This is a genomic window from Clostridium muellerianum (assembly GCF_012926525.1).
Taxonomy (GTDB): domain Bacteria; phylum Bacillota; class Clostridia; order Clostridiales; family Clostridiaceae; genus Clostridium_AM; species Clostridium_AM muellerianum.
Window position 1 is genome coordinate 324,651 of the sequence record NZ_JABBNI010000014.1, and the last position, 21,229, is coordinate 345,879.

Consider the following 21,229-nt stretch of genomic DNA (forward strand, 5'->3'; position numbering starts at 1 on the left):
ATGAAAAACAATAAAATCACATTTTTAAAATCCCTTTATATGCTTTTAATATTTATGTTTTTATATATACCAATTATGATACTTATTGGATTCTCATTTAATACCTCTAAGTTAAATATAGTATGGACAGGATTTACTTTTAAGTGGTACGGAAGCTTACTTCATAATGTAGGAATACTTGAAGCTGTTAAAAATTCTTTTATAGTTGCTATTCTAAGTACAATTTTATCCGTTATTATTGGAACTTTATGTTCTGTTGGAATGTACAGATACAAATTTAAAAGAAAAGGAATTATTGATTCCATATTATATATACCGCTTGTTATTCCTGAAATAGTTATGGGAATATCTCTCCTTGCCTTTTTTGCAATTGTAAAAATTCCACTTGGAAAGGTAACCTTAATTATTGCACATGTAACCTTTTGTATAGCTTACGTTGTTGCAGTAGTAAAAACTCGATTGGACGGCTTTGACAAGTCTGTAGAAGAAGCAGCGATGGATCTTGGAGCATCTCCCCTTCAAACCTTTTTCTATGTAACTTTGCCAATCATAATGCCTGGTGTTATTGCTGGAGGACTTTTAGCATTTACTTTATCTTTAGATGATGTAATTATTAGTTTCTTTGTTGCAGGACCTGGAAGTGTAACTTTACCATTAAAGATATTTTCAATGGTAAAATTCGGAGTAACTCCTGAAATTAATGCACTTTCAACATTATTAATCTTGTTTACAATGGCAATAATTGTTTTTGCACTTATTATTAGGAATGCACATATAAGTATGAAAAAGGTAACAGCAATACTTACATCAATTTTTATTGTAATTGGAAGTATTGGCGGCGGATTATTTGCCTTTGCAAAAAACAACAGTGAACCTAAGCAGGTTTTAAATGTATTTAATTGGTCTGAATATTTGCCTCAATCAGTAATTGATAAATTTGAACAAACCTATAATATTAAAGTAAATTACAGTACATTCTCCTCTAATGAAGAAATGTTAGCAAAATTAATGGCTGGCGGAGGAAACTATGATGTTGCTGTAGCTAGTGACTTTATGGTTGAGATACTAAAAAAACAGTCACTAATTCAAGAAATAGATAAGAGTAGCCTAACAAACTTAAATAATATTGGGCCTGAATTCTTAAATTTACCATTTGATAAAGGTAATAAGTACAGTATTCCTTATATGTATCTTGCAGGAGTTATATCTTATGATAGTTCGAAAATCCCAGAGGGAAGTATTAAAGGATATAAAGATCTTTGGAGGCCTGAGCTTAAAGGTTCTTTAACTTTACTGGATGATGAAAGAGTTATAATTGGAATAACCCTAAAAAAACTTGGATATTCTATAAATGAAACTAATCCTGAAGCTCTTGCAAAGGCAAAGGAAGAACTAAAAAAACTTCAAGCAAATGTAAAATCCTATGATAGTGATAGTCCTAAAACCAGTCTTATAAATGGAGAATCAAAAGCAATATTTGCTTGGGGTGCAGAAGGAAGCCTTGCAAGGCGTGAAAATAAAAATGTAAAGTATGTAATTCCAGAAGAAGGCTTATTTTTACAACAAGATAATTTTGTAATACCTAAGGGAGCAAAAAATATAAAAGCCGCAGAACTTTTTATGAATTTTATAATGGAACCAGAAATAAGTGCGGAAATTTCACGTTACTTCCCTTATGGAAATCCTAATATGGCTGCACATCAATATATCGATAAAGATATACTAGATGATAAAGCAGTATATCCAACAAAAAGTAAGATGAAAACCGGCGAATATTTAAAAGATATAGGCGGTTCAGTAACAAATCTTGATAAAATTTGGTCCGAAGTTAAACAATAGAAATAAGTAAAATAATTCACTTAAAATTACATAAAACCCAAAGACTTAAATTTTTAGTCTTTGGGTTTTTTATTTACATAATTCCAATTTTAAGGATACCTGGCATACCTTTCTTGTTAAACTTTTTAATAAGATTTAGTATAATCTATATATAAATGAAATTTACATGGGGTGATATTTTGAATAAAAAACTAATTGTAACTTTAACAACAGCTTTTTTATTATTACCACTTACTAACATTCATGCTCAGATTACCCAACCCCTTTATTATTACTCTGTAGGAAATCAAGTATCAGAACTGCAAACTGATTTAAAAACCTTAAATTATTATAATGGAAACATCGATGGTAATTATGCCTACTCTACTTATTTAGCAGTAAAAAACTTCCAAACAAATAACAACTTAACTGCAGATGGTGGATTAAATCTAACTACTTTAAGCAAACTTAATAAAGCTCTTTCTGGTGAACCTCCAGTACTTTCTTATGGAATTAGACACGATCGAGTTTCGGAGCTTCAAACCTATCTAAATGCACTAGGTTATCTTTCTGTATCACCTACTGGTTATTATGGTTCATTAACTCAAACTGCAGTTTCTAATTTTCAAAAAGACAATCAATTACCTATAACTGGAACTGCTAATTCAACTTTATTTTCAAAAATAGCTCAGATAATAGATTCAAAATATATTCCAACTAAATCGTATTCAACTTACACTGTTAAATCTGGCGATAACTCCTGGAATATTTCAATAAAATTTGGAATTACCCAAAATGACCTGTTAAAAGAAAACAATCTTACAACAAGTTCTATATTAACCGTTGGACAGGTATTAAAAATTCCTAAAATAAATGTTCCTGTAAAACCCATCTATGGAAAATTCGGCGAAGACTTGGAATGGTTTACAGAAGCTCAATATGTATTTCCAATTGGTGCTTCAGGAACTCTTACAGATTTTTTTAATGGTATAAAATTTAATGTAAAAAGAACCATAGGTGCTGGTCATGCTGACTCTGAAACACTTACAGCACAGGATACAGCTTCTATGAAACAGGCATTTGGGGGGAGTTGGACCTGGAATGTACGTCCAATGATTCTTGAAACAAATGGTAGAAAAATAGCTGTTTCTGTTGCTGGCATGCCTCATGCGGGCTTAGATGCGTATCCTTCAGATGTTTCTATTGCAAATAGATCTGGGAATTATGGTACAGGCCCTAATCTTGATTATGTAAAAGGTAACGATATGAATGGTCATTTTGATATTCACTTTTTAGGAAGTTTAAGGCACAAAGATTGGCAAATTGATCCAAATCATCAAGCTATGATTAATATTTCTGCTAATAGATAATTTATACTGTTTAAATAAATGCATATATATTTTAAAGAGATTGTTAGTTTTATTAACAATCTCTTTTGTTTCATACGTAGCTATTTAAGTTTTTTCTACAAATACTTTAGTTAGAATTTTGCAGTATTTATACTAATTCTTCATCTATTTCAACACTTTTAATCTTTGTTCTGTTTTTATTTGATACAAAGGTTATGGATGAACTTATAATAATTAGAATAATTCCTACAATGGTGTTTAAATTTATAACTTCTTTTAGAATTACTAAAGCCAATACTGGAGCTAGTGCAGGCTTTATATAGAAAACTAAAGATGCAGTTGCTGCAGATGTTTTTTCCATTGCTAAAAAGTAAAAAGTATAGCCTAAACCGGTTACAAATATTCCTACAAAAATTAGACCTGGTATACTGGATAATGTAATTCCCTGTACAATAGGTATATCTGCAAAAACTTTAAATTTAGATTTTCCAATTATTTGTGATACTAAATGTATTTTACTAATAAGAATTAGCAATAACATTTCTGCACTTCCCATGAAAAAGCAGAAGCAGCTCTGTACAACTCCACCATATTTTTTACTATATTTCTTACCCACTACACCATATAACGCAAACGTAATAGCAGATAGGATAGTGAATAAAATACCATAAATATTATTTGTCATGTGAAATGGATTCATAATAATTACAATAGCTGAAATACTTATAATTAATGATATAATTGTAGTTTTACATATTTTTTCATTAATCATAAAATAAGCAAAAGGTATTACAAATATTGGATTGCAGCTAAATAGCACAGCTACAATAGATGCTTTAGAATATAGAACCGCTAATTGATAAAAAGTCATGCTAACTACAACACATATAAATCCTTCTAATGCAAAAATTTTAAAGTCATTTTTATCTAATAAAATTTTTCTGCTTTTCAAACTTTTTAAAGCTATGGGTAAAAGTATGATTGCCCCTATTAAGAATCTTAAAAAAGTTAATTGTATTGGATTGAATTGACCAGAAACTAGTTTTAATGCTACCTCCATACTACTAAACAATACTGTTGCTAAAATAATACTAATATATCCCTGTTTCAACTAAACCCCTCCCCTATGCAAAATTATGTTTCTAATAGACAACTATTTCACTTTTTTAATCTACCTAAATTTAAAAACTTCTACATAATGTGCTAAAGTTTTTAATATTTTAAGAAATTTTCGACAATTTAGCATAATTGATTATTTGTGCCTACTATGCTAGTATAACAAAAGATAACTTATAAATTAAATACTTATAATATATAATATTTATATAATATTTATATAAATATAGAAAGGATTACTAAACATGGATATTAAGCAGCTTAAATATTTTTTAACTATCGCTAGAGAAGGAACCTTAACTAAGGCTTCCAAAAAACTTCATATAGCTCAACCCCCTCTTAGTTACCAATTAAAAATGTTAGAAAATGAAATTGGCATAAAGCTAATTGAAAGAACTACTAGAAAATCTCAATTAACTGATGCTGGAAAATTTTTATATAATCGTGGAGAACAAATTGTTGAATTAGTTGAAACTACACTTAAAGAATTAAAAGATTTTAATGAAGGTATTGAAGGAACTTTAGCCATTGGAACCATAGCTTCTACTGCTTCAATGCTGCCTGAAAAAATAAATAAATTTCACAAAATCTATCCTAAGGTAAACTTTCAAATAAGAGAAGGTGGCAGTTCTCGAATTCTAGACCTTTTAAATAATGGAATCATACAAATAGGAATTATAAGACATCCCTTTGATTCTAAAAATCTAAAATCTAAATGTTTATGCAAAGAACACATGTTAGCAGCTACGCATGATAACTTTATATCTTCATCAAAGAAAAAAATTAATTTGATTACCCTTAAAAATTCCCCTTTGATAGTACATGTTAAATTTAAATCTATGATAGTTGATGCCTGCAGCGAATTAGACTTTAAACCAAATATATTTTGCGAAAGTGATGATGTAAGATCTATGCTAACCTGGGCAACTACGGGTATGGGTATTGCTATAGTTCCTAACTCTGCTGTGAACCTTATTCCAAATATAAACTTAAAGTACAAAGAAATTACCAATCCAACTTTAGTTACTAAAATTTCTTTAGTTTGGTTAAATAATAGTTATGTGTCTACAACAATGAAAAACTTTTTAAAAATACTTACATAATTTTATGTTATATATCTACATTATAAAATTGAAGAATACCTTTACCATAATTTTTAAAATATCACTTTATCTAAATAAAAATAATATTTTACGCTAAAATTGTTGAATTTTAACTATATATGGTGTAAAATATATTTGCTAAATGGGCGAATATGTAAAAATATTAAATATTTTATAAGAAACGGAGTGATTTTGTGAAAAAACTAGATAATAGTAAAAGCTATTCATTAAAGGTTAAAATAACTGCTAGTGTGGTAAGCGTTCTTTTAATAGCTATATCAATACTAGCAGTTATATCTTTTTACATTACGAGTGGAAAATTAAAAAAACAAGTTCAAGAGCAAGGTGTAAGTTTAGTTAAAGAAATAACTTCCGAAATTCAAACTAATGAAGCTATGTCAGCTCAAATAGATATTGTTTTAGGTGACAAAATGACCTCAATAGCCTATCTAATAGGGCAAAACCCATCAGTAACTGATGAGTTTTTAAAAGAAACAGCTTCTAAACTAGGTATTCAAGAAATAGATATTTCTAATCCTCAAGGAATTATAACTCATTCTAATATGACTGGTAATATCAATTTTGATTATAAAACTATGACTAATAATCCTAGTGTACAATCAGTATTAAAAGGAGAAAAAAGTAAAGCTGTTGAAGCTATAAGGAAAAGTTCCTACATAGGTGATGGAAATTACTATAAGTATGGTGAAATAGCTGCTTCTGGTGGTGGGATAATACAGGTAGGTATTATTGCAAATGAAATAGAAAAACTTAATAACTCTATAAGTGAACAAAGTCTTGTTACTAGATTAGTAACAAGTTCAAATATACTTTATGCCCTTACCGCAGACAAAAGTTTAAAGGTTACTGCAAATAATGACAAGAGCAAGATTGGAACCATTTTAACGGATGAAGGAAGTAAATCAGCTCTTAAAGAAGGAAATGTAAATACCTGTATTAAAACTTATAACGGACAAAGAGTTTATGATATTTCAATTCCTATACAAAAAAATGGAAACATTGTTGGAATTGTTCAAATAGGAATTTCTTTAGCAAGTGAAGCTTCAGCATTAAGAAGTATAGCTATAATGTTTATACTAATAGCATTAATAATAACTGTACTTGGAGGATTTGTAATAATAAAAACAGTTTCATCTAACTTAAAACCTCTATCTGAACTTGCAGATGTTGCACAAGAAGCAGCAAATGGTGATCTTACAAAATCCGTAGAAATCAAATCACTGGATGAAATAGGAATGGTAACTTCAAGTTTTAATAATATGATAGAAAGCTTGAGGAATATGACTAATAAAATAAATAACATGTCACAGGGTATTTCTTCATCTTCTACTACACTTTTATCCTCTGCTCAACAGGCAGCAGCAGTATCTGAAGAAATATCAAGTTCTACAGAAGAAATTGCAGACGGTGCGGGAACGCAAGTTAAAGCTACAGAGGAAATATCTGCTTCCATGGAAAAAGTAGTAGATAATATGGCCACTGTAAGCGACCAGGTTAAATCAGTAGTTAAGTTTTCAGAGAAAACAAGCAATCTTGCTTCTGATGGAAAAGACAAAATGAATAATATGATTAATCAAATGGAAACTATTAAAAATAGTGTAACTTATTCATCAGAAATAATTGTTGAACTTCAGGAAACTTCTAAAAAAATAGGAAGTATCGTAGAATTAATAGATAGTATAGCAGATCAAACTGCGTTACTTGCCCTAAATGCTTCTATTGAAGCAGCTAGAGCTGGAGAAGCTGGTAAAGGATTTTCAGTAGTTGCTGAAGAAGTAAGAAAACTTGCAGACGAATCAATGAAATCTTCTAGCAATATAAAAGAATTGATAACAGCAACACAAAATAAAACAGAAAAAGCTCTTTCCTCTATTGAAGAAGGTAATAAAGAATGTGAAAAGGGAGGAGAAATTGTAACATTAGTTGGAGATTCTTTAAAAGAAATATTGGAATCTTTTAATAGCACAAAAATATATCTCGAAAAAGTTAATGTTATGGTAGCAGAATCAAAGGAAAATATAGATAATGTAAATGAACATGTAAATGAAATTCAAAGTATATCTACTAATACTGCTGCAAGCACAGAAGAAGTAGCTGCCTCTACTCAAGAACAATCTGCAGGACTTCAAGAAATATCTGATAGCGTCCAAAATCTTTCGAACTTAGCAGAAGAGTTGGAAAACAGTATAAAAATATTTAAAATTTAAAAAATAACAAGGGACCTGTCTCACAATAGAATTTCTAGGTGAGGCAGAACCCTTTATTTTTTTACATAAAAAACCCAGCTCATATGAGCTTGATTTCTGCATACAAATTTAATAATGAAGAGCATAAATAAACTTCATAATAAAATACAGAAAAATAAATACTGTATGTTATTTCATTCAAAAAAATCTCTTAGAATATAAGAAGTTAATGTGATGATAGTGAGCTAGTAAATATACAAAATTTCTTTAGTTTTAATAATGAAATATAAACTGGATATAATATAGATTATATTTATATATAGATAGGAGTTGAAATTTTTAATGAAAATAACTAAAATCAGAAAAAATGCTGATGGTGATATAACAAATGTGCTCACTGATGAAGGCATCGAAATGGATGTAAGTAAAGCTGTAGCCCTTGCAAAATTAGGTCAAGTAGATTCTGTAATTGTAAGAAAAAATAAAAATGGAAATGATGTTATAGTATCTTCTTCTAATAGCAGTTTAGAGAATAATTTAGACAATTTACCTACTTTCTAATTAAGGCATCTTCAAAAAAATAACAAGGCCAAATGTTAGTCTATTTTTTATAAAAAGCATCTAACCTTTAATGTCAGATGCTTTTTGTATAATTAATCCAGTAATTATATTATTTATTATTACCTCTATCTTCTGTCTTAAATTTATTTATATTATTAACTACATTATTAACTATGGAAACTAACTTTTTAGCAGAATTAGTAACTTCTTCTGTAGAACTATTTAATTCTTCAGCTAAAGCAGCTATCTCTTCAGAAGATACAGAAATCCCTTCTGCTGAAGAAGATGAAGTTCTTAAATTATTTACTATTACAGTCTTTTTATTATTAGCTTCAATTACAGATGAATTAACTATATTTATTCCTGGCAATAACTTTTCCATATCATAAATTATACTTCTAAAGGAATTAGCAATACTATTTACAATATTAATTTGACTTGAAAATTGCAAATCTACACTTTTAGCACCAGCTATAACATCATTGCTTTTACTAGAAACATTTTTTAAGAGCCTACTAATATTTTCTGATGATGCCTTGGCTTGTTCAGCAAGTACTTTAATTTCATCTGCTACAACACTAAATCCCCTTCCAGCCTCTCCAACTCTAGAAGCTTCAATGGATGCATTTAATGCAAGTAAATTAGTTTGATCTGATATATCATTTATTAAATTTGTGATATCGCTTATTTTGTCAATATCAGAACCCAGTGCTTGAATTTTTTCCACAACAGCTTTGAATTGAAAATTCAAATCATTTATCGAATTTATTAACAACTTCACATCGCTACTACTTTCTTTAGAGTTACCTTTAATTTTATTGGCCATAATGTCAAATTCACCTATGATTTTAGCTGTATTTTCTATATTTTCTCCAAATTCATCAAAGTTTTCTTTTATTTTTAAAATATCTGAAGTTTGTTTTGCAGAATTTTCTGATATATTTTGTATGATTGATGAAACATTTTCCGCACTTAATGACATCTCTTTGGATATGCTAAATAGGCTATCAGAACTTTCATAAGCATCTTCTACATCCTTTTTTATGCCTATTATCATGCTATTAATTTTTAATCTAAAATCATTTAAAAAATATGATATATGTTCAATTTCATCTTTTGTTTTTAACTCTATGTTTCCCTGCAAATTTCCATCACTCATATTTGACAATTTATCTTCAATTATACCAATATTACACTTTAATTTTTTAGAAAATATATATACTGAAACTAAAGATATAATTATAGAAAACATAATTTCTAAAATTGACACTTTAAAAAATAACTTTTTAATATTCTCTAATGTTGAAACATCTTCATCCATTCCAATAGCAGCTATGACTTGTCCAGATGAATTCTTTATTGGTGCATAAGCTGATACATATGTTCCCCACTTATCTGTATATGGATCATTATCTACAGTAATTTTTCCATCAAAAGCACTTCGCATTTCTTCTGCCATTTCATAGTTTTCCATAAAGTCAGCAGCCTCTGGTGAAGCATCTACAAGAAATTGAGCAGTTTTATCATCCTTTTTTACATAAATATAAAAGTTCTTTATACTATTTTTGGCTTTAAATACTATCATAGAATTCAATACTTCTGTATATTCTTTAGAATTATTAGAATGATTGTTTATTATTTTTTCTATTTTGTTCCTGTCAACAGCATTAATAGATTTTGTAATAGACTCCTTTGCCTCATATTTTAGATTTGATTCTGCACTCCTAATTATACTCCAGCAGCTTATCAATGATATTGCCATGATTATTCCAGCTACCGCCAATACTAACCTGAGAATTTTCATACCCAGTTTACTCATAATTTTAAAAATCCTCCCTTATCTTTAGTGAATATTTTCTTACTTTTTGCGGTTTAACCTATATTTACAAAAACAAATAATAAAAATTTATATAGAAAAATTATACCTTGTTATAATACTTAAGTCACTATCAAAATATATTATAAATCATGGATAATTTGTATTATATAACTTATTTGATTTTCTATTAAATTTTAAATAACATTATTTTATTATAAGCTAAAGAATTTTATTATGATAATAAACTATTTTTGCATTACAAAAGCTGTGAATTTAAAATATTAACCTTATATTTCACAGCTCCTATAAATTATATATCCAAAAATTAGGTTCACTTAAATATTTATTACGTAAATTAAGCAGAATTTTGCTTTTTACATAAAGCTGCTTTTATAGCAGTATAACTTACTTCTTCTGGTAGCATTTCCTTTATACTTCTTAACTTTGTGCTTCCTGATTTTTTTATAGCTTCAAAAATACATTCTTCATATTCTTTTGGTATAAATAAATCTAAATTCACATCCATTCCTTCTAAAGCACATCTCATTATATGATCTTCAATAGTTAAATATTTCAAATTTCTTTCCTTGCTTATCTCTTCTAAAGATTTACCTTCATTATACATATTTAAAGTTATAACGTGACTGGGTATATCATGTTTATTAGATTCATCAGGTTGTAATTCTTTTATAGGCTCATGTGAAACTTTTTCTGAAGGATTTTCTTTTAAATAAGCTTTTATAGCATTTAAAAATTCTTCGCCATACTTTTGAAGTTTTGATTCTCCAACACCTTTAATATTAAGTAGTTCTTCATCATTTTCAGGAAACTTTTCACTCATCTCTCTTAATGTTGCATCTGCAAAAATTATATAAGGAGGTACTGCTTCTCTTTCAGATATAGTTTTTCTAACAGATTTAAGCAGCAAAAAAAGAGAATTTTCCTGAGTAATTTTCTTTTTTGCCTTATGAATCTTTTGAAATACCTTTTCCTCTCCTTTAAGCACTTTTACAGCATTTTCCTTAAGTCTTACTACTGGAAATTGACTTTCAGTAAGATATAAATACTCATCTGCTATAAGTACATTTACTAAATCTTTTATTTCTTTTACAGTATAATTTTTCATTATTCCATAAGTAGAAAGTTTTTCAAATCCAAAATCTAATACTTTTTTATCCTTTGAACCCCTTAATACTTGAGATACTAAAACCGTTCCAAACTTTTGTTTCATACGTGCTATGCATGAAAATATTTTTTGAGCATCTATAGTTATATCTGTAAGCTCAGTTTCATCCTTACAAACACTGCAGTTGTCACAAGAATCTGGTACATCACTTTCCCCAAAGTATTCTAAAATAAACTTTCTAAGACATTTAGTGGTATGGCAATAATCTACTACATCCTGAAGCCTTCTATATTCATTAATTCTTCTTTCTTCTGAAAATATACTTTGTTCAATAAGAAACTTTTGAAGCATAATGTCCTGAGCTCCAAATAGTAAAATACATTCACTAGGCTCTCCATCTCTTCCTGCACGGCCTGCTTCCTGATAATAAGCTTCCATGTTTTTAGGTATATTATAATGTATAACATATCTTACATTAGATTTATCAATTCCCATTCCAAAAGCATTAGTAGCTACAATTATGTTTACATTATCATACAAGAAATCCTCTTGAGCTTTTGTCCTAGCTGAATCACTCATACCTGCATGATATTTACCTACAGAATACCCTTTCTTTGTAAGAACATCGTGAATATTATCCACTTCTTTTCTAGTACCAGCATAAATTATTCCAACTTGATCTTTATTATTTTCTAAATATTTTAATAAATAATCCTTTTTATTTTCTCCTCTAACCACAGAAAAAAACAAATTTTTTCTATCAAAACCTGTAGTATAAACATTAGAGTTTTTAAGATTTAAAAGCTTTACTACATCTTCCTTAACTTCACTAGTTGCTGTAGCTGTAAAAGCTGATACTATAGGTCTATGGTCTAATTTTTTTATTAATGGTGCTATAGATCTGTAGCTAGGTCTGAAATCATGCCCCCACTGTGAAACACAGTGACATTCATCTATAGCAATCATGGATATATTAAGTGTCTTTATTAGGTCACAAAAGCTTTCAGATTCTAATCGTTCTGGTGCTACATATAAAAGCTTTGTATATCCACTTACAGCCATTAATATTCTTTCCTGGAGTTCGTATTGATCCAATGAACTGTTTATAAAACTTGCTTTTACCCCTATATCATTAAGAGCATCTACTTGATCCTTCATAAGCGATATTAAAGGAGATATAACTATTGTTATTCCTTTCATTAAAAGTGCAGGTATTTGATAACATATTGATTTACCTGCTCCTGTAGGCATTATAGCAAAGGTATCTTTACCTTCTAATATACTATTTATTACCTTTTCCTGTCCTTCTCTAAAACTATCATATCCATAATATTTTTTTAACAAAACCTTGGCCTCGTTGAGCATTAAAAACAAAACCTCCCGAATTTATTTATTAATGTGCTTACACACAGATATTATAAGCTCATAATTAAATTTGATTATTAAAATGAATTTATTTTTTCATTTTGTTTTAGTATACATTAAGAATACTATCCTTTATAGATTAAAATATTCAAAAATCAATACTTAGTTCCAAGCTCAATAATACATCATCAAGTCTATAACATCAAGTCCCCCTATCCAGGTATTACCTCTACTTACTACTAACTTATGCTTACAAATTTTAATGCCATTTTATTTTATAAATTTATAATTCTTGATACTTTGCATAATAGTTAATACTCTTTTGCATAAATTCTTCTAAAACTCATTTGATTGTTTTGCATCATATCTTTTAAACTTACTAGAAATATAGTATACTTTTAAAATACGATTTAATTGATTTTAAAATTTAAAAAGCAGTTTTTTATTAAAAGGAAGTGTTTAAATTGAAAAAATATTTTTTTATTGGATTAGGTGGATTTTTAGGAGCTATTTTAAGATTTCTAGTTAAAAGTGCCCCTATTAATAACTTTGGAAATAATATACCTGTAAATACCTTGATTATAAACATTACAGGAAGCTTTTTATTAGCATTTATAACCACTGCAGCATTAGAAGGTTTTAAAATAAATACAGATTTAAAGTTAGGTATTTGTACAGGCTTTTTAGGTGCTTACACCACATTTTCTACTTTATGTAAAGAAAGCTCTGAACTTATTTACAAGGCACATTACTTTTATTCTATAACATATGTACTAAATTCAGCATTTTTAGGTTTGACTGCTGCTTATTTAGGTGTAGTTGCAGGCAGAATTGCTGCAACTAAATTATTAAATAGAACTATTGAAAACTTAGGAGAAAATTAAATTATGGAAATTTTATTAGTAGGTATTGGTGGTATTTTGGGAAGTATAACTAGATTTTCTTTAGGAAAATTTATAAGTAAATACTCAAAATCACCATTTCCTATAGGAACTTTTATTATAAACATTACAGGTGCAATTTTGCTTGGTATAATTAGCAGCATTGGTGTAAATAAAAACCTATATTTACTTATAGGTGATGGCTTTTTAGGCGCCTATACTACATTTTCTACTTTTATGTATGAAGGTTTTAACCTTTTTGAAAAGAATTTTAAACTTAATGCCATTACATATATATTAACATCCTTTATTCTAGGTGTGGTAGGATATATGCTAGGTACAAAATTAGTTTTATTAATGCATTAAATAAATCATATTCAAAAATAACAAGTCAAAGATGTTAGTATACCTTACCACCTACAAGAAAATAGATTCCGATGATAGTTGTTGTTCTATCAAAGGGTTCTGTTGATGCAGTATGATGCAAAATATACTAAAATACTAACTTGTTATTTTGGGGAATATGCCTAAGTGAGTATGTAATTTATTTTACATACTCACTTATTTATTGTTTTATTTGATGGCTACATACTTCATAATAATTCTATAAAAATTAATATACTTTTTTTTATCCTTAGAAAATTTACTTATGTACTTTTTATTAATATACTTTATAAAAAAATTAATCATAGCTATTCCATAACCTCAAGCACCTATCCAACCTAACATTTTTCCAAATTCCTTCACTTTATCTCCTCCTGCTAAAATTTATATATAGTATAACATAAAAGAGTATTTCCGCAGTATTATTTATTAGTTAATAAACTTTCTCCGAAATAATTTTATGAAATTAAAACATTGTACTACAAAAATGTCAAACCTTTTGTAAATTTATAATTTTACCACTCCCAATACTCTTTTGTAGCATTTTTACTCATTAAGCATATATTATTTAATAAAACATAAGTAATTTTGTAAAACTTAAGTAAAACAGGAGGCTGTACCAAATGAATAAAGAGAAAGCAGCTCTTTTATCTATAATATCAAATTCAACCCTTATAATATTTAAATTCATAGCTGCTATATCCATATGTTCTGTAAGTGTTATGTCTGAAGCTATTCATTCCTCTATGGACTTACTTGCAAGCTTAATAGCATTTTTTTCTATAAAAAAATCCTCTATGGCTGAAGATGAAGGACATCCTTTCGGACATGGTAAATACGAAAATGTTTCTGGCTTTGTAGAAGCAATACTTATACTTTTTGCAGCATTTTTAATTATATACGAAGCTTTAAAAAAATTATTTCTTGGATCTCACATAGAGAGTGTTGGAGCTGGATTAGTGGTAATGTTTATATCTGCTTTTATCAATTTTATAATTTCTACTATTCTTATGAAAATATCTAAAAAAACAAATTCTATAGCTTTAGAGGCAGATGCTTTTCATTTATTAACAGATGTAGCCACAGCTTTAGGTGTATTTTTAGGACTTGTGCTTGTAAAATTTACAGGGATTTCAATAATAGATCCTATAGCAGCTATATTAGTGGCTTGTCTAATTATTAAAACTTCAATAGATTTAATAAAAAAGTCTTTAAAGGATTTAGTAGATAGTAAACTATCCGATGAAGATATAGAAAAAATTGTAGGAATTATTAACTCACATGGTGACATTACTGGTTATCACAGACTTAGAACAAGACAATGTGGCGAGCATAAACAAATAGACATTCATTTGAAAATTAATAGAAACTTTTCATTAATAGAAGCACATGATTTATGTAGTGAAATAGAAACAGAAATAAAAGTATCTATACCTAAGTCTTATGTATTAATTCATGCAGAACCTTCATATAAATAGAATACCTAATTTAAAAATGAAATTTACCTAATTTTATTATGTGTGAAAATTATTATTAAAAGTAAAGGACTTAACACTAAAATCAATTTTAATGTTAAGTCCTATTTTAACGTTAGTAGTTTACTCTCCCTTAGCTGCCTTTACCATCATTTGTATATTCTTAAGTGGAGTTTTAATTCCAATACCTCAAGCTGTAGATAAAATACTTACACCAGATTTTACACAATTACCTGATATTTTCCTTATATATTCTTCTAAAATTTTAATGGCATCCAATACTACTTTAGCTCGTCCCCCATTTATATTTATGTTCTTTAAATTTCTCCATTTATCAACAGAATCTATTATATAATCTGTAACCCTAGGTTCAGTTATTTTTGTCCCTAAGAAAACATTTGCTCTCATGGCTTCTGCTTCTACAGTCATACAAAAAGGTACACCTACATTTTCAAATCCTCCATTTTCATATACACCTACAGCTAAATTTGCTATAATTTCAGGATTCATATGTGCTTCTGGCCATTTACATCCTGTTAAATCCATCACTTCTTCTATTATCATATTCATCATACCACCAGGGCATATGCAAAGTGGTCTGCCTACTGATTTGCCTTTAAAAACTAGAAATAATCTATCTTTTGGTGTTAACATTTTATCACTTTCCTATTTTATTATCATTTTTTCTAATTTTTCTTTATTTACTGGATATCCAATTTCTCTAGCAGTATCCATCATAGTTTGTATATTTTCTAAAGGGGTTTCCACAGCAAGACTGCATCCTGACATTATAACATATCCTTTTGGATTGTCATAACCTTCCATAACACTATTTATTACAGCATTCCTTACTTCATTTTTCGTACCTGCATACATAACATTAGATGGATCTATATTACCTATTACCTTCATCTTATTTCCTATTGTTTTTTTACAATCCGAAAGACTTACTACATTATCCATACTAAAGCCTCCTACTCCTATAGAAGCCATTTCTCCTATATCAGGCCATATTTTTTCTGTCTTTCCACATATATGAAGAACACAAGTTTTACCTCCTGAATTAATAAATTCTATAAGCCTTCTTAAATATGGAAGACAGAATGTTCTAAAATGCTTAGGACTTATTATAGTACAAGAAGCTAAAGGTTCTGAAATAGTAGGCGAAAGACCTATATCCATTATAACCTTGGTATATTCTATACAAGTTTGAAGTGAAATTTCACAAAGCTTATGTACTGCTTCTGGATTTTTAAAAAATAGCTTTGTCATTTTTTCAATGCCTACAAGGAAAAAAGCATTAGTAAATGGACCTACAATACCTCCTGAGCAAGGAACCTCTTTTCCTAAAGCATCTGATAAGTATTTCATAGCTTCTACAAATACTGGAAGTCTTCCATCTTTATAGGGATTAGCTACTTTTATTTTATCAATATCCTTTATATCACTGATTGCAGGTTCCAAAAGATCTGCTGTGTTATCTTCTGGAAATAAAATTTTAGCTCCCATAGCTTCTGCCCATACATAAAGATCAGTAAAAACTCTAACACCATCCATTCCAAATCTTCTGTAAGAAGCTATTTGTGCTTCAGCTATAGTTTTGCCACTGGTGTTAAATTCTGAAATTTTGCATCCATAAATACGCGCTACTCCATTAGCTATATTGGGATTACAAGGTAATCTATCTACAGCTTCTCCTTTGCCTAAGGCTATAGCTCTCTCCATAGGAGTCATTTGATCTTTCATATTTTTAAGCCCCCTATACTGATTCGATATTTGAACTAGTTAAATTATTATCCATTTTATTTATTAAAGCTCTTGCAAATTTTGCAGCTTTTGAAGCATCTGTAGTATATCCATCAGCTCCTATTTTATTTGCATAGCTTTGTGATATAGGTCCGCCACCTATCATAACTTTTATTTTATCTTTTAATCCCTGTGATTTTAATATATTTATGACCTCAGCCATACCATCCATAGTTGTAGTCATAAGAGTTGATAAAACTATTATAGATGCTCCTACCTCCTTAGCCTTTTCAACAAAATCTATTGGATGTATGTCTCTTCCAAGATCTATTACTTCAAAACCTTCTGTTTCCATCATTATTCTAACTAAATTTTTCCCTATATCATGAGTATCTCCCTGTACTACTCCTATTACTACTTTTTCCTTAACTTCATTTTCATCTTTCTTCAAATGAGGTTTTAATACATCAAGTCCTGCATACATGGCATCTGAGCACATTAACAATTCTGGAATATAATATTCTCCTTCTTCATAAAGTTCACCTGCCCTATTCATACCATTAGCTAATCCTTTATCTATAGCTTCATAAGCATTTATATTATTTTCTACACATTGTTTTGAAATTTCTACAGTTTCATCTTCCTCCATATCAACAACTGCATCTGATAACTTTTTAATTAATTCCTCTTTCATATCTTCCTCTTCCTTTCAAAATTTATATTATAAAATTCTAATAACATTTAAATTAACTTTTTTTATAATTACAATTCTATTTTCCAAACTACAGATTTCCATCACCCATTTTTATATCTGCACCTAAAGCTTCTGCTTCAACTGTTAAGCAAAAAGGCACCATATTTTAATGCTTTTAAAAACGTTACCATAAGTCCCCCTTTTATATGTGCTTCTGGAAAGGTCTCTCCCGTGTTTTTTGTTATCTCTTCTAGTATTTCCTCTTCTGTTTTAGGATACAATTCTCCATAAGCCTTAACTTTGCACTTACCCCATTTACCTGTTAAGTTACATGGTTTTTCTATTATAAGGCCTGCCTCCCTTATACAGTCGATAAGCTTTGTACCAGTTTTTACTTCTAGCTGAATACTTTTATTCTTAAATTTGACTATGCACAAGTTTCACACCTTTTCTCTTTAAACGCCCTAAACTAATTGTATTTACTTTTATACCAATTAAACAATAATTATTTGTAAATTTAATAGACAGGCTTTCTTCGATTATTGTTTGTTATAATCATTATTTAAAATATAAAGCAAAAAACAGCTCTTAATAGTATTTAAAAGCTGCTGATTTATTAATATACATTCTTATATAATGGGCATAATGCGAAGCAAAGTGTAGTGAAAGTTTTGATTTTAACTTTTACTACGAGATATAGGATAAGCGTTTACTCACTGCTAAATGTTTTCAATTAGTCTAAAGCTCAAAGTTAAAGAAACCCTAAGAACTTTGCCAAACTCGGTTCCCTCAAACAAGGCTAAAGTTCTAAGGCTTTCTTTAACTTCTCGCTAAGACTAATAAGAAAACAATTTAGCTAATGTGAGTAAACGCTTATCCTATATCCCTACGTAAAAGTTAAAATCAAAACTAGTAACTTCAGTTGTACATATTAATATTGATAATTTTATAATTTAGCTCTTAAAAACTTAGGTGGAAGCCTTCAGAATAAACACATAAAGCAAAAGTATTTCTCTTGGTATAATAGAATTGCGAGTGCTCAAAATAATCAAAATAAGGCACCATATAACACATAGATTCAAAACTGAAAATGAATCTATTACTTCAGGCTGCGCCTTAAGTTGTGACTAAACTAAATAACTTAAAATATATAGATAAAAAATAATTATTATGAAAGCTACGCTTTTAAGATAATAGTATTTATGTAAACTGAAGTAAGAAGAAACGTTAAGCTGTATGAAGACTGATATATGTTATGCAGGAACATTCGAACAAATTTTAGAAGTTCTTTGCTTGAGATATTGAAAAATGCCGTAATTTTTGCCAGGACGGCAAAAGCTCTGAAAGCGACAGGACGTCGCATTTGAAGAGGTAGGGATTTTTCAATATCTCAAGCAATTAGAACTTCTTAATGAAGTGAGTGTTCCTGCATAACATATATCAACCGTAATACAGCTTAACGTTTCTTCGGTTACTTGTGTCACATTATTTTTAAATCATGAAAAATTTACAGGTACCTTAATTACAACTTGTGCTCCTCCTGTAATAGGTGAATTTTCAATATGAAGTTCACCACCATGCTGTTTTACAATAGAATTAGCTATATACAATCCCATACCATAATGAGTTTTAGATGTTCGGCTTCCATCACCTGTGTAAAATTGTGTTATAGCAAATTTGATATCTTTTTCTGAAAAACCTTTTCCGCTGTCTATAATTTTAAAACAAATGTTATCCTGCAAATATTCTACTTTAAAATATATCTTACTATTATCCTTTGAATAATCTACTGCATTAGAAATAACATTCATAATTGCTCTGTACATTAAATTATGATCAATATTAATTTCCTCTGGTAAAGATTTTTCTTCAAATTCAACTTGTAATTTTTTTATACATGCAAGAGCATTTAATTGGCTATAAATATTGTTTACAAATTCCCTTGTATTAACTTTTTCTAATTGTATATTAAAGCCTTGTTCTGCTTTGGAAAGTTCAATAAGTAATTTTATGTATTTTTCAATTTGATTGGCATTTTTATGAATAAAATTTGTATATTCTTGTTGATCTTCATTTAAAGGCGAATCTATTAGCAGCTCAGTATTTCCTTTAATAACTGCAAGAGGAGTTTTTATATCATGCGCAAGAGCTGAAATTTGCTCTCTTTTTGCTTGTTCTATACTCCATTTTTCGCTTAAGGATTTTTTTAATTCCTCTTTCATATCCGAAAGTGACAGTAATACGTCATTAAATTCCTTAATTTTAGAATAACCTGCTTCAAAATCTAAATCCTTTTCTTTAATTTTTTCTACTACTTCAAGCAAAGGATTTAGCTGCTTTTTTATCTTTTTTGCATAAAGTGTTGAAACAACAAAAATAATAGTAACACATAAAAAAATAAATATTAAGGCAAACATTACCTGAGGATTAGGTAAACTATTATTTAAAAAGTTAGGACTATATCTCATTATAATATAATACTGCAGTACACATACTCCATCTTTTCTTGGGATAACATAATACTGTTTCGTCCCTCCTCGGTAACCATAACTTTCTCCCAGTGCACATTTTTTTGCTTTTTCTAAGTCTTCAGAATTTAAATCTGTTTTAATTACTTTGTAATTTTTATCAAAAACAACAAATTTGCACCCTTTAGGAATCATACTTTCCGTAACGCTTTGTGCTGATTGAATTTGAGATTTTGAAGTTTTAGCCAAACCTTCACTATAATTTGCAGGCAAAAATACATTGAGCTTTATAAGCAATAAACTAAGTTCAAAATATATTGCTAAAAAAACAATGAATGCTATAATCATAGTTAATAAATATCTAAAAAAAATCCTCCTCATAGTAGGTACTTTTTTGCTTATTCCCATTTATAGCCAATCCCCCAAACTGTTTCAATTGGAAACAATTCAAAAACAGCAAGTTTTGCTCTTATGTTTTTTACATGTTCTGCAATACCTGAGCTGTCACTTTCTCTTTCATAACCATATACAGCTTCATAAATTTGCTCTTTTGTAAATACCTGTCCTTTATTTCGTACAAGGAACTCACAAATAGCATATTCACTTTTTGTCATGGGAACTTTTCTGTCTTGTACTATGATTTCTTTACTTGCCAGATTAAATTTTATACCAGAAACAGAAATCATGTTGTGCTTTTCTCTGTTTTCCCTCCGCAAATGGGCATTAACTCTGGCACGAAGTTCTCCTGTACCAAAGGGCTTTTTTATATAATCATCCCCACCTATTCCAAATCCAAACATTATATCACTTTCCATGGTTTTAGCTGTTAAAAATAATATTGGTGAGTCTACTAGGTCACGAATTTTTTTACATAATTCAAAACCGTCTATGTCTGGCATCATCACATCTAATAAAATCAGATCATATTTGGTGTATTCATTAACCTTTATTGCCTTTGCATCACTAACAATTGTAACAACGTGTCCATCCTTTGCAAGAACATTTTTAACGAGAACTAAAATATCTTTTTCATCATCTATTACAAGAATTCTTGCCATAATATCATCACCTTTCAAATTAGTTAAAAATTCAAACTTCAACTGCATTCTTGTATCAT

Annotated in this window: 17 protein-coding genes; 8 read left to right on the forward strand and 9 right to left on the reverse strand. The window is 28.9% G+C overall.

Annotated elements, in window-relative coordinates; genetic code table 11:
* Complete coding sequence (locus tag HBE96_RS08825) at positions 1 to 1,839, forward strand: extracellular solute-binding protein (protein WP_169297392.1); 1,839 nt, start codon at positions 1 to 3, stop codon at positions 1,837 to 1,839.
* A gap of 179 nt (positions 1,840 to 2,018) precedes the next feature.
* Positions 2,019 to 3,188 (forward strand): peptidoglycan-binding protein, encoded by a 1,170-nt coding sequence (locus tag HBE96_RS08830; protein WP_169297393.1) that lies wholly within the window; start codon positions 2,019 to 2,021, stop codon positions 3,186 to 3,188.
* A gap of 127 nt (positions 3,189 to 3,315) precedes the next feature.
* On the opposite strand, the gene HBE96_RS08835 is transcribed toward HBE96_RS08830, so the two are convergent.
* A complete protein-coding gene (locus HBE96_RS08835) occupies positions 3,316 to 4,278 on the reverse strand; it encodes a DMT family transporter (RefSeq protein WP_169297394.1) in 963 nt (320 codons plus the stop codon).
* Positions 4,279 to 4,528: 250 nt separating this feature from the next.
* Between HBE96_RS08835 and HBE96_RS08840 the strand changes: the two genes are divergently transcribed.
* From HBE96_RS08840 to HBE96_RS08850, 3 genes are all read left to right on the forward strand, one after another.
* Positions 4,529 to 5,386, forward strand: coding sequence for a LysR family transcriptional regulator (locus HBE96_RS08840; protein ID WP_169297395.1), 858 nt, complete (start codon positions 4,529 to 4,531; stop codon positions 5,384 to 5,386).
* Positions 5,387 to 5,580: 194 nt separating this feature from the next.
* The gene (locus HBE96_RS08845; RefSeq protein ID WP_169297396.1) at positions 5,581 to 7,614 is read left to right on the forward strand and encodes a methyl-accepting chemotaxis protein; all 2,034 of its coding nucleotides are present in this window, start codon (positions 5,581 to 5,583) and stop codon (positions 7,612 to 7,614) included.
* Between the two features lie 321 nt (positions 7,615 to 7,935).
* Positions 7,936 to 8,154 carry a DUF3892 domain-containing protein gene (locus tag HBE96_RS08850; protein WP_169297397.1) on the forward strand — a complete coding sequence of 73 codons (219 nt, stop codon included), beginning with the start codon at positions 7,936 to 7,938 and terminating at the stop codon, positions 8,152 to 8,154.
* 109 nt (positions 8,155 to 8,263) lie between these two features.
* Here the strand turns inward: HBE96_RS08850 and HBE96_RS08855 are convergent, their stop codons facing one another.
* Positions 8,264 to 9,973, reverse strand: a complete 1,710-nt coding sequence (locus HBE96_RS08855) for a methyl-accepting chemotaxis protein (RefSeq protein ID WP_169297398.1) — start codon at positions 9,971 to 9,973, stop codon at positions 8,264 to 8,266.
* A 355-nt stretch (positions 9,974 to 10,328) separates the two neighbouring features.
* Positions 10,329 to 12,464 carry a DNA helicase RecQ gene (recQ, locus tag HBE96_RS08860; protein ID WP_169297399.1) on the reverse strand — a complete coding sequence of 712 codons (2,136 nt, stop codon included), beginning with the start codon at positions 12,462 to 12,464 and terminating at the stop codon, positions 10,329 to 10,331.
* A 455-nt stretch (positions 12,465 to 12,919) separates the two neighbouring features.
* Here recQ and crcB (HBE96_RS08865) point away from each other — a divergent pair, with 455 nt between their 5' ends.
* From crcB (HBE96_RS08865) to HBE96_RS08875, 3 genes are all read left to right on the forward strand, one after another.
* Entirely contained in the window at positions 12,920 to 13,348 is a 429-nt protein-coding gene (gene crcB / locus HBE96_RS08865) for a fluoride efflux transporter CrcB (protein WP_342590166.1), read from the forward strand.
* A 3-nt stretch (positions 13,349 to 13,351) separates the two neighbouring features.
* Positions 13,352 to 13,711 (forward strand): fluoride efflux transporter CrcB, encoded by a 360-nt coding sequence (gene crcB, locus HBE96_RS08870; protein ID WP_169297401.1) that lies wholly within the window; start codon positions 13,352 to 13,354, stop codon positions 13,709 to 13,711.
* Between the two features lie 641 nt (positions 13,712 to 14,352).
* Positions 14,353 to 15,207 (forward strand): cation diffusion facilitator family transporter, encoded by an 855-nt coding sequence (locus HBE96_RS08875; protein ID WP_169297402.1) that lies wholly within the window; start codon positions 14,353 to 14,355, stop codon positions 15,205 to 15,207.
* Positions 15,208 to 15,393: 186 nt separating this feature from the next.
* On the opposite strand, the gene HBE96_RS08880 is transcribed toward HBE96_RS08875, so the two are convergent.
* The 6 genes from HBE96_RS08880 to HBE96_RS08905 form a co-directional block, all read right to left on the reverse strand.
* Entirely contained in the window at positions 15,394 to 15,858 is a 465-nt protein-coding gene (locus HBE96_RS08880) for a uroporphyrinogen decarboxylase family protein (RefSeq protein WP_169297403.1), read from the reverse strand.
* 12 nt (positions 15,859 to 15,870) lie between these two features.
* Positions 15,871 to 16,950 carry a uroporphyrinogen decarboxylase family protein gene (locus HBE96_RS08885; protein WP_169297404.1) on the reverse strand — a complete coding sequence of 360 codons (1,080 nt, stop codon included), beginning with the start codon at positions 16,948 to 16,950 and terminating at the stop codon, positions 15,871 to 15,873.
* Between the two features lie 13 nt (positions 16,951 to 16,963).
* The gene (locus tag HBE96_RS08890; protein WP_169297405.1) at positions 16,964 to 17,644 is read right to left on the reverse strand and encodes a corrinoid protein; all 681 of its coding nucleotides are present in this window, start codon (positions 17,642 to 17,644) and stop codon (positions 16,964 to 16,966) included.
* A gap of 137 nt (positions 17,645 to 17,781) precedes the next feature.
* The gene (locus tag HBE96_RS08895) at positions 17,782 to 18,081 is read right to left on the reverse strand and encodes a hypothetical protein (RefSeq protein ID WP_169297406.1); all 300 of its coding nucleotides are present in this window, start codon (positions 18,079 to 18,081) and stop codon (positions 17,782 to 17,784) included.
* Between the two features lie 1,059 nt (positions 18,082 to 19,140).
* Positions 19,141 to 20,520: a sensor histidine kinase gene (locus tag HBE96_RS08900; RefSeq protein WP_169297407.1), complete on the reverse strand. Its 1,380-nt coding sequence runs from the start codon at positions 20,518 to 20,520 to the stop codon at positions 19,141 to 19,143.
* On the reverse strand, positions 20,511 to 21,170 hold the full coding sequence (locus HBE96_RS08905; protein ID WP_169297408.1) for a response regulator transcription factor: 660 nt from the start codon (positions 21,168 to 21,170) through the stop codon (positions 20,511 to 20,513). The genes HBE96_RS08900 and HBE96_RS08905 overlap by 10 nt, the downstream gene beginning before the upstream one ends.
* Between the last annotated feature and the right edge of the window lie 59 nt (positions 21,171 to 21,229).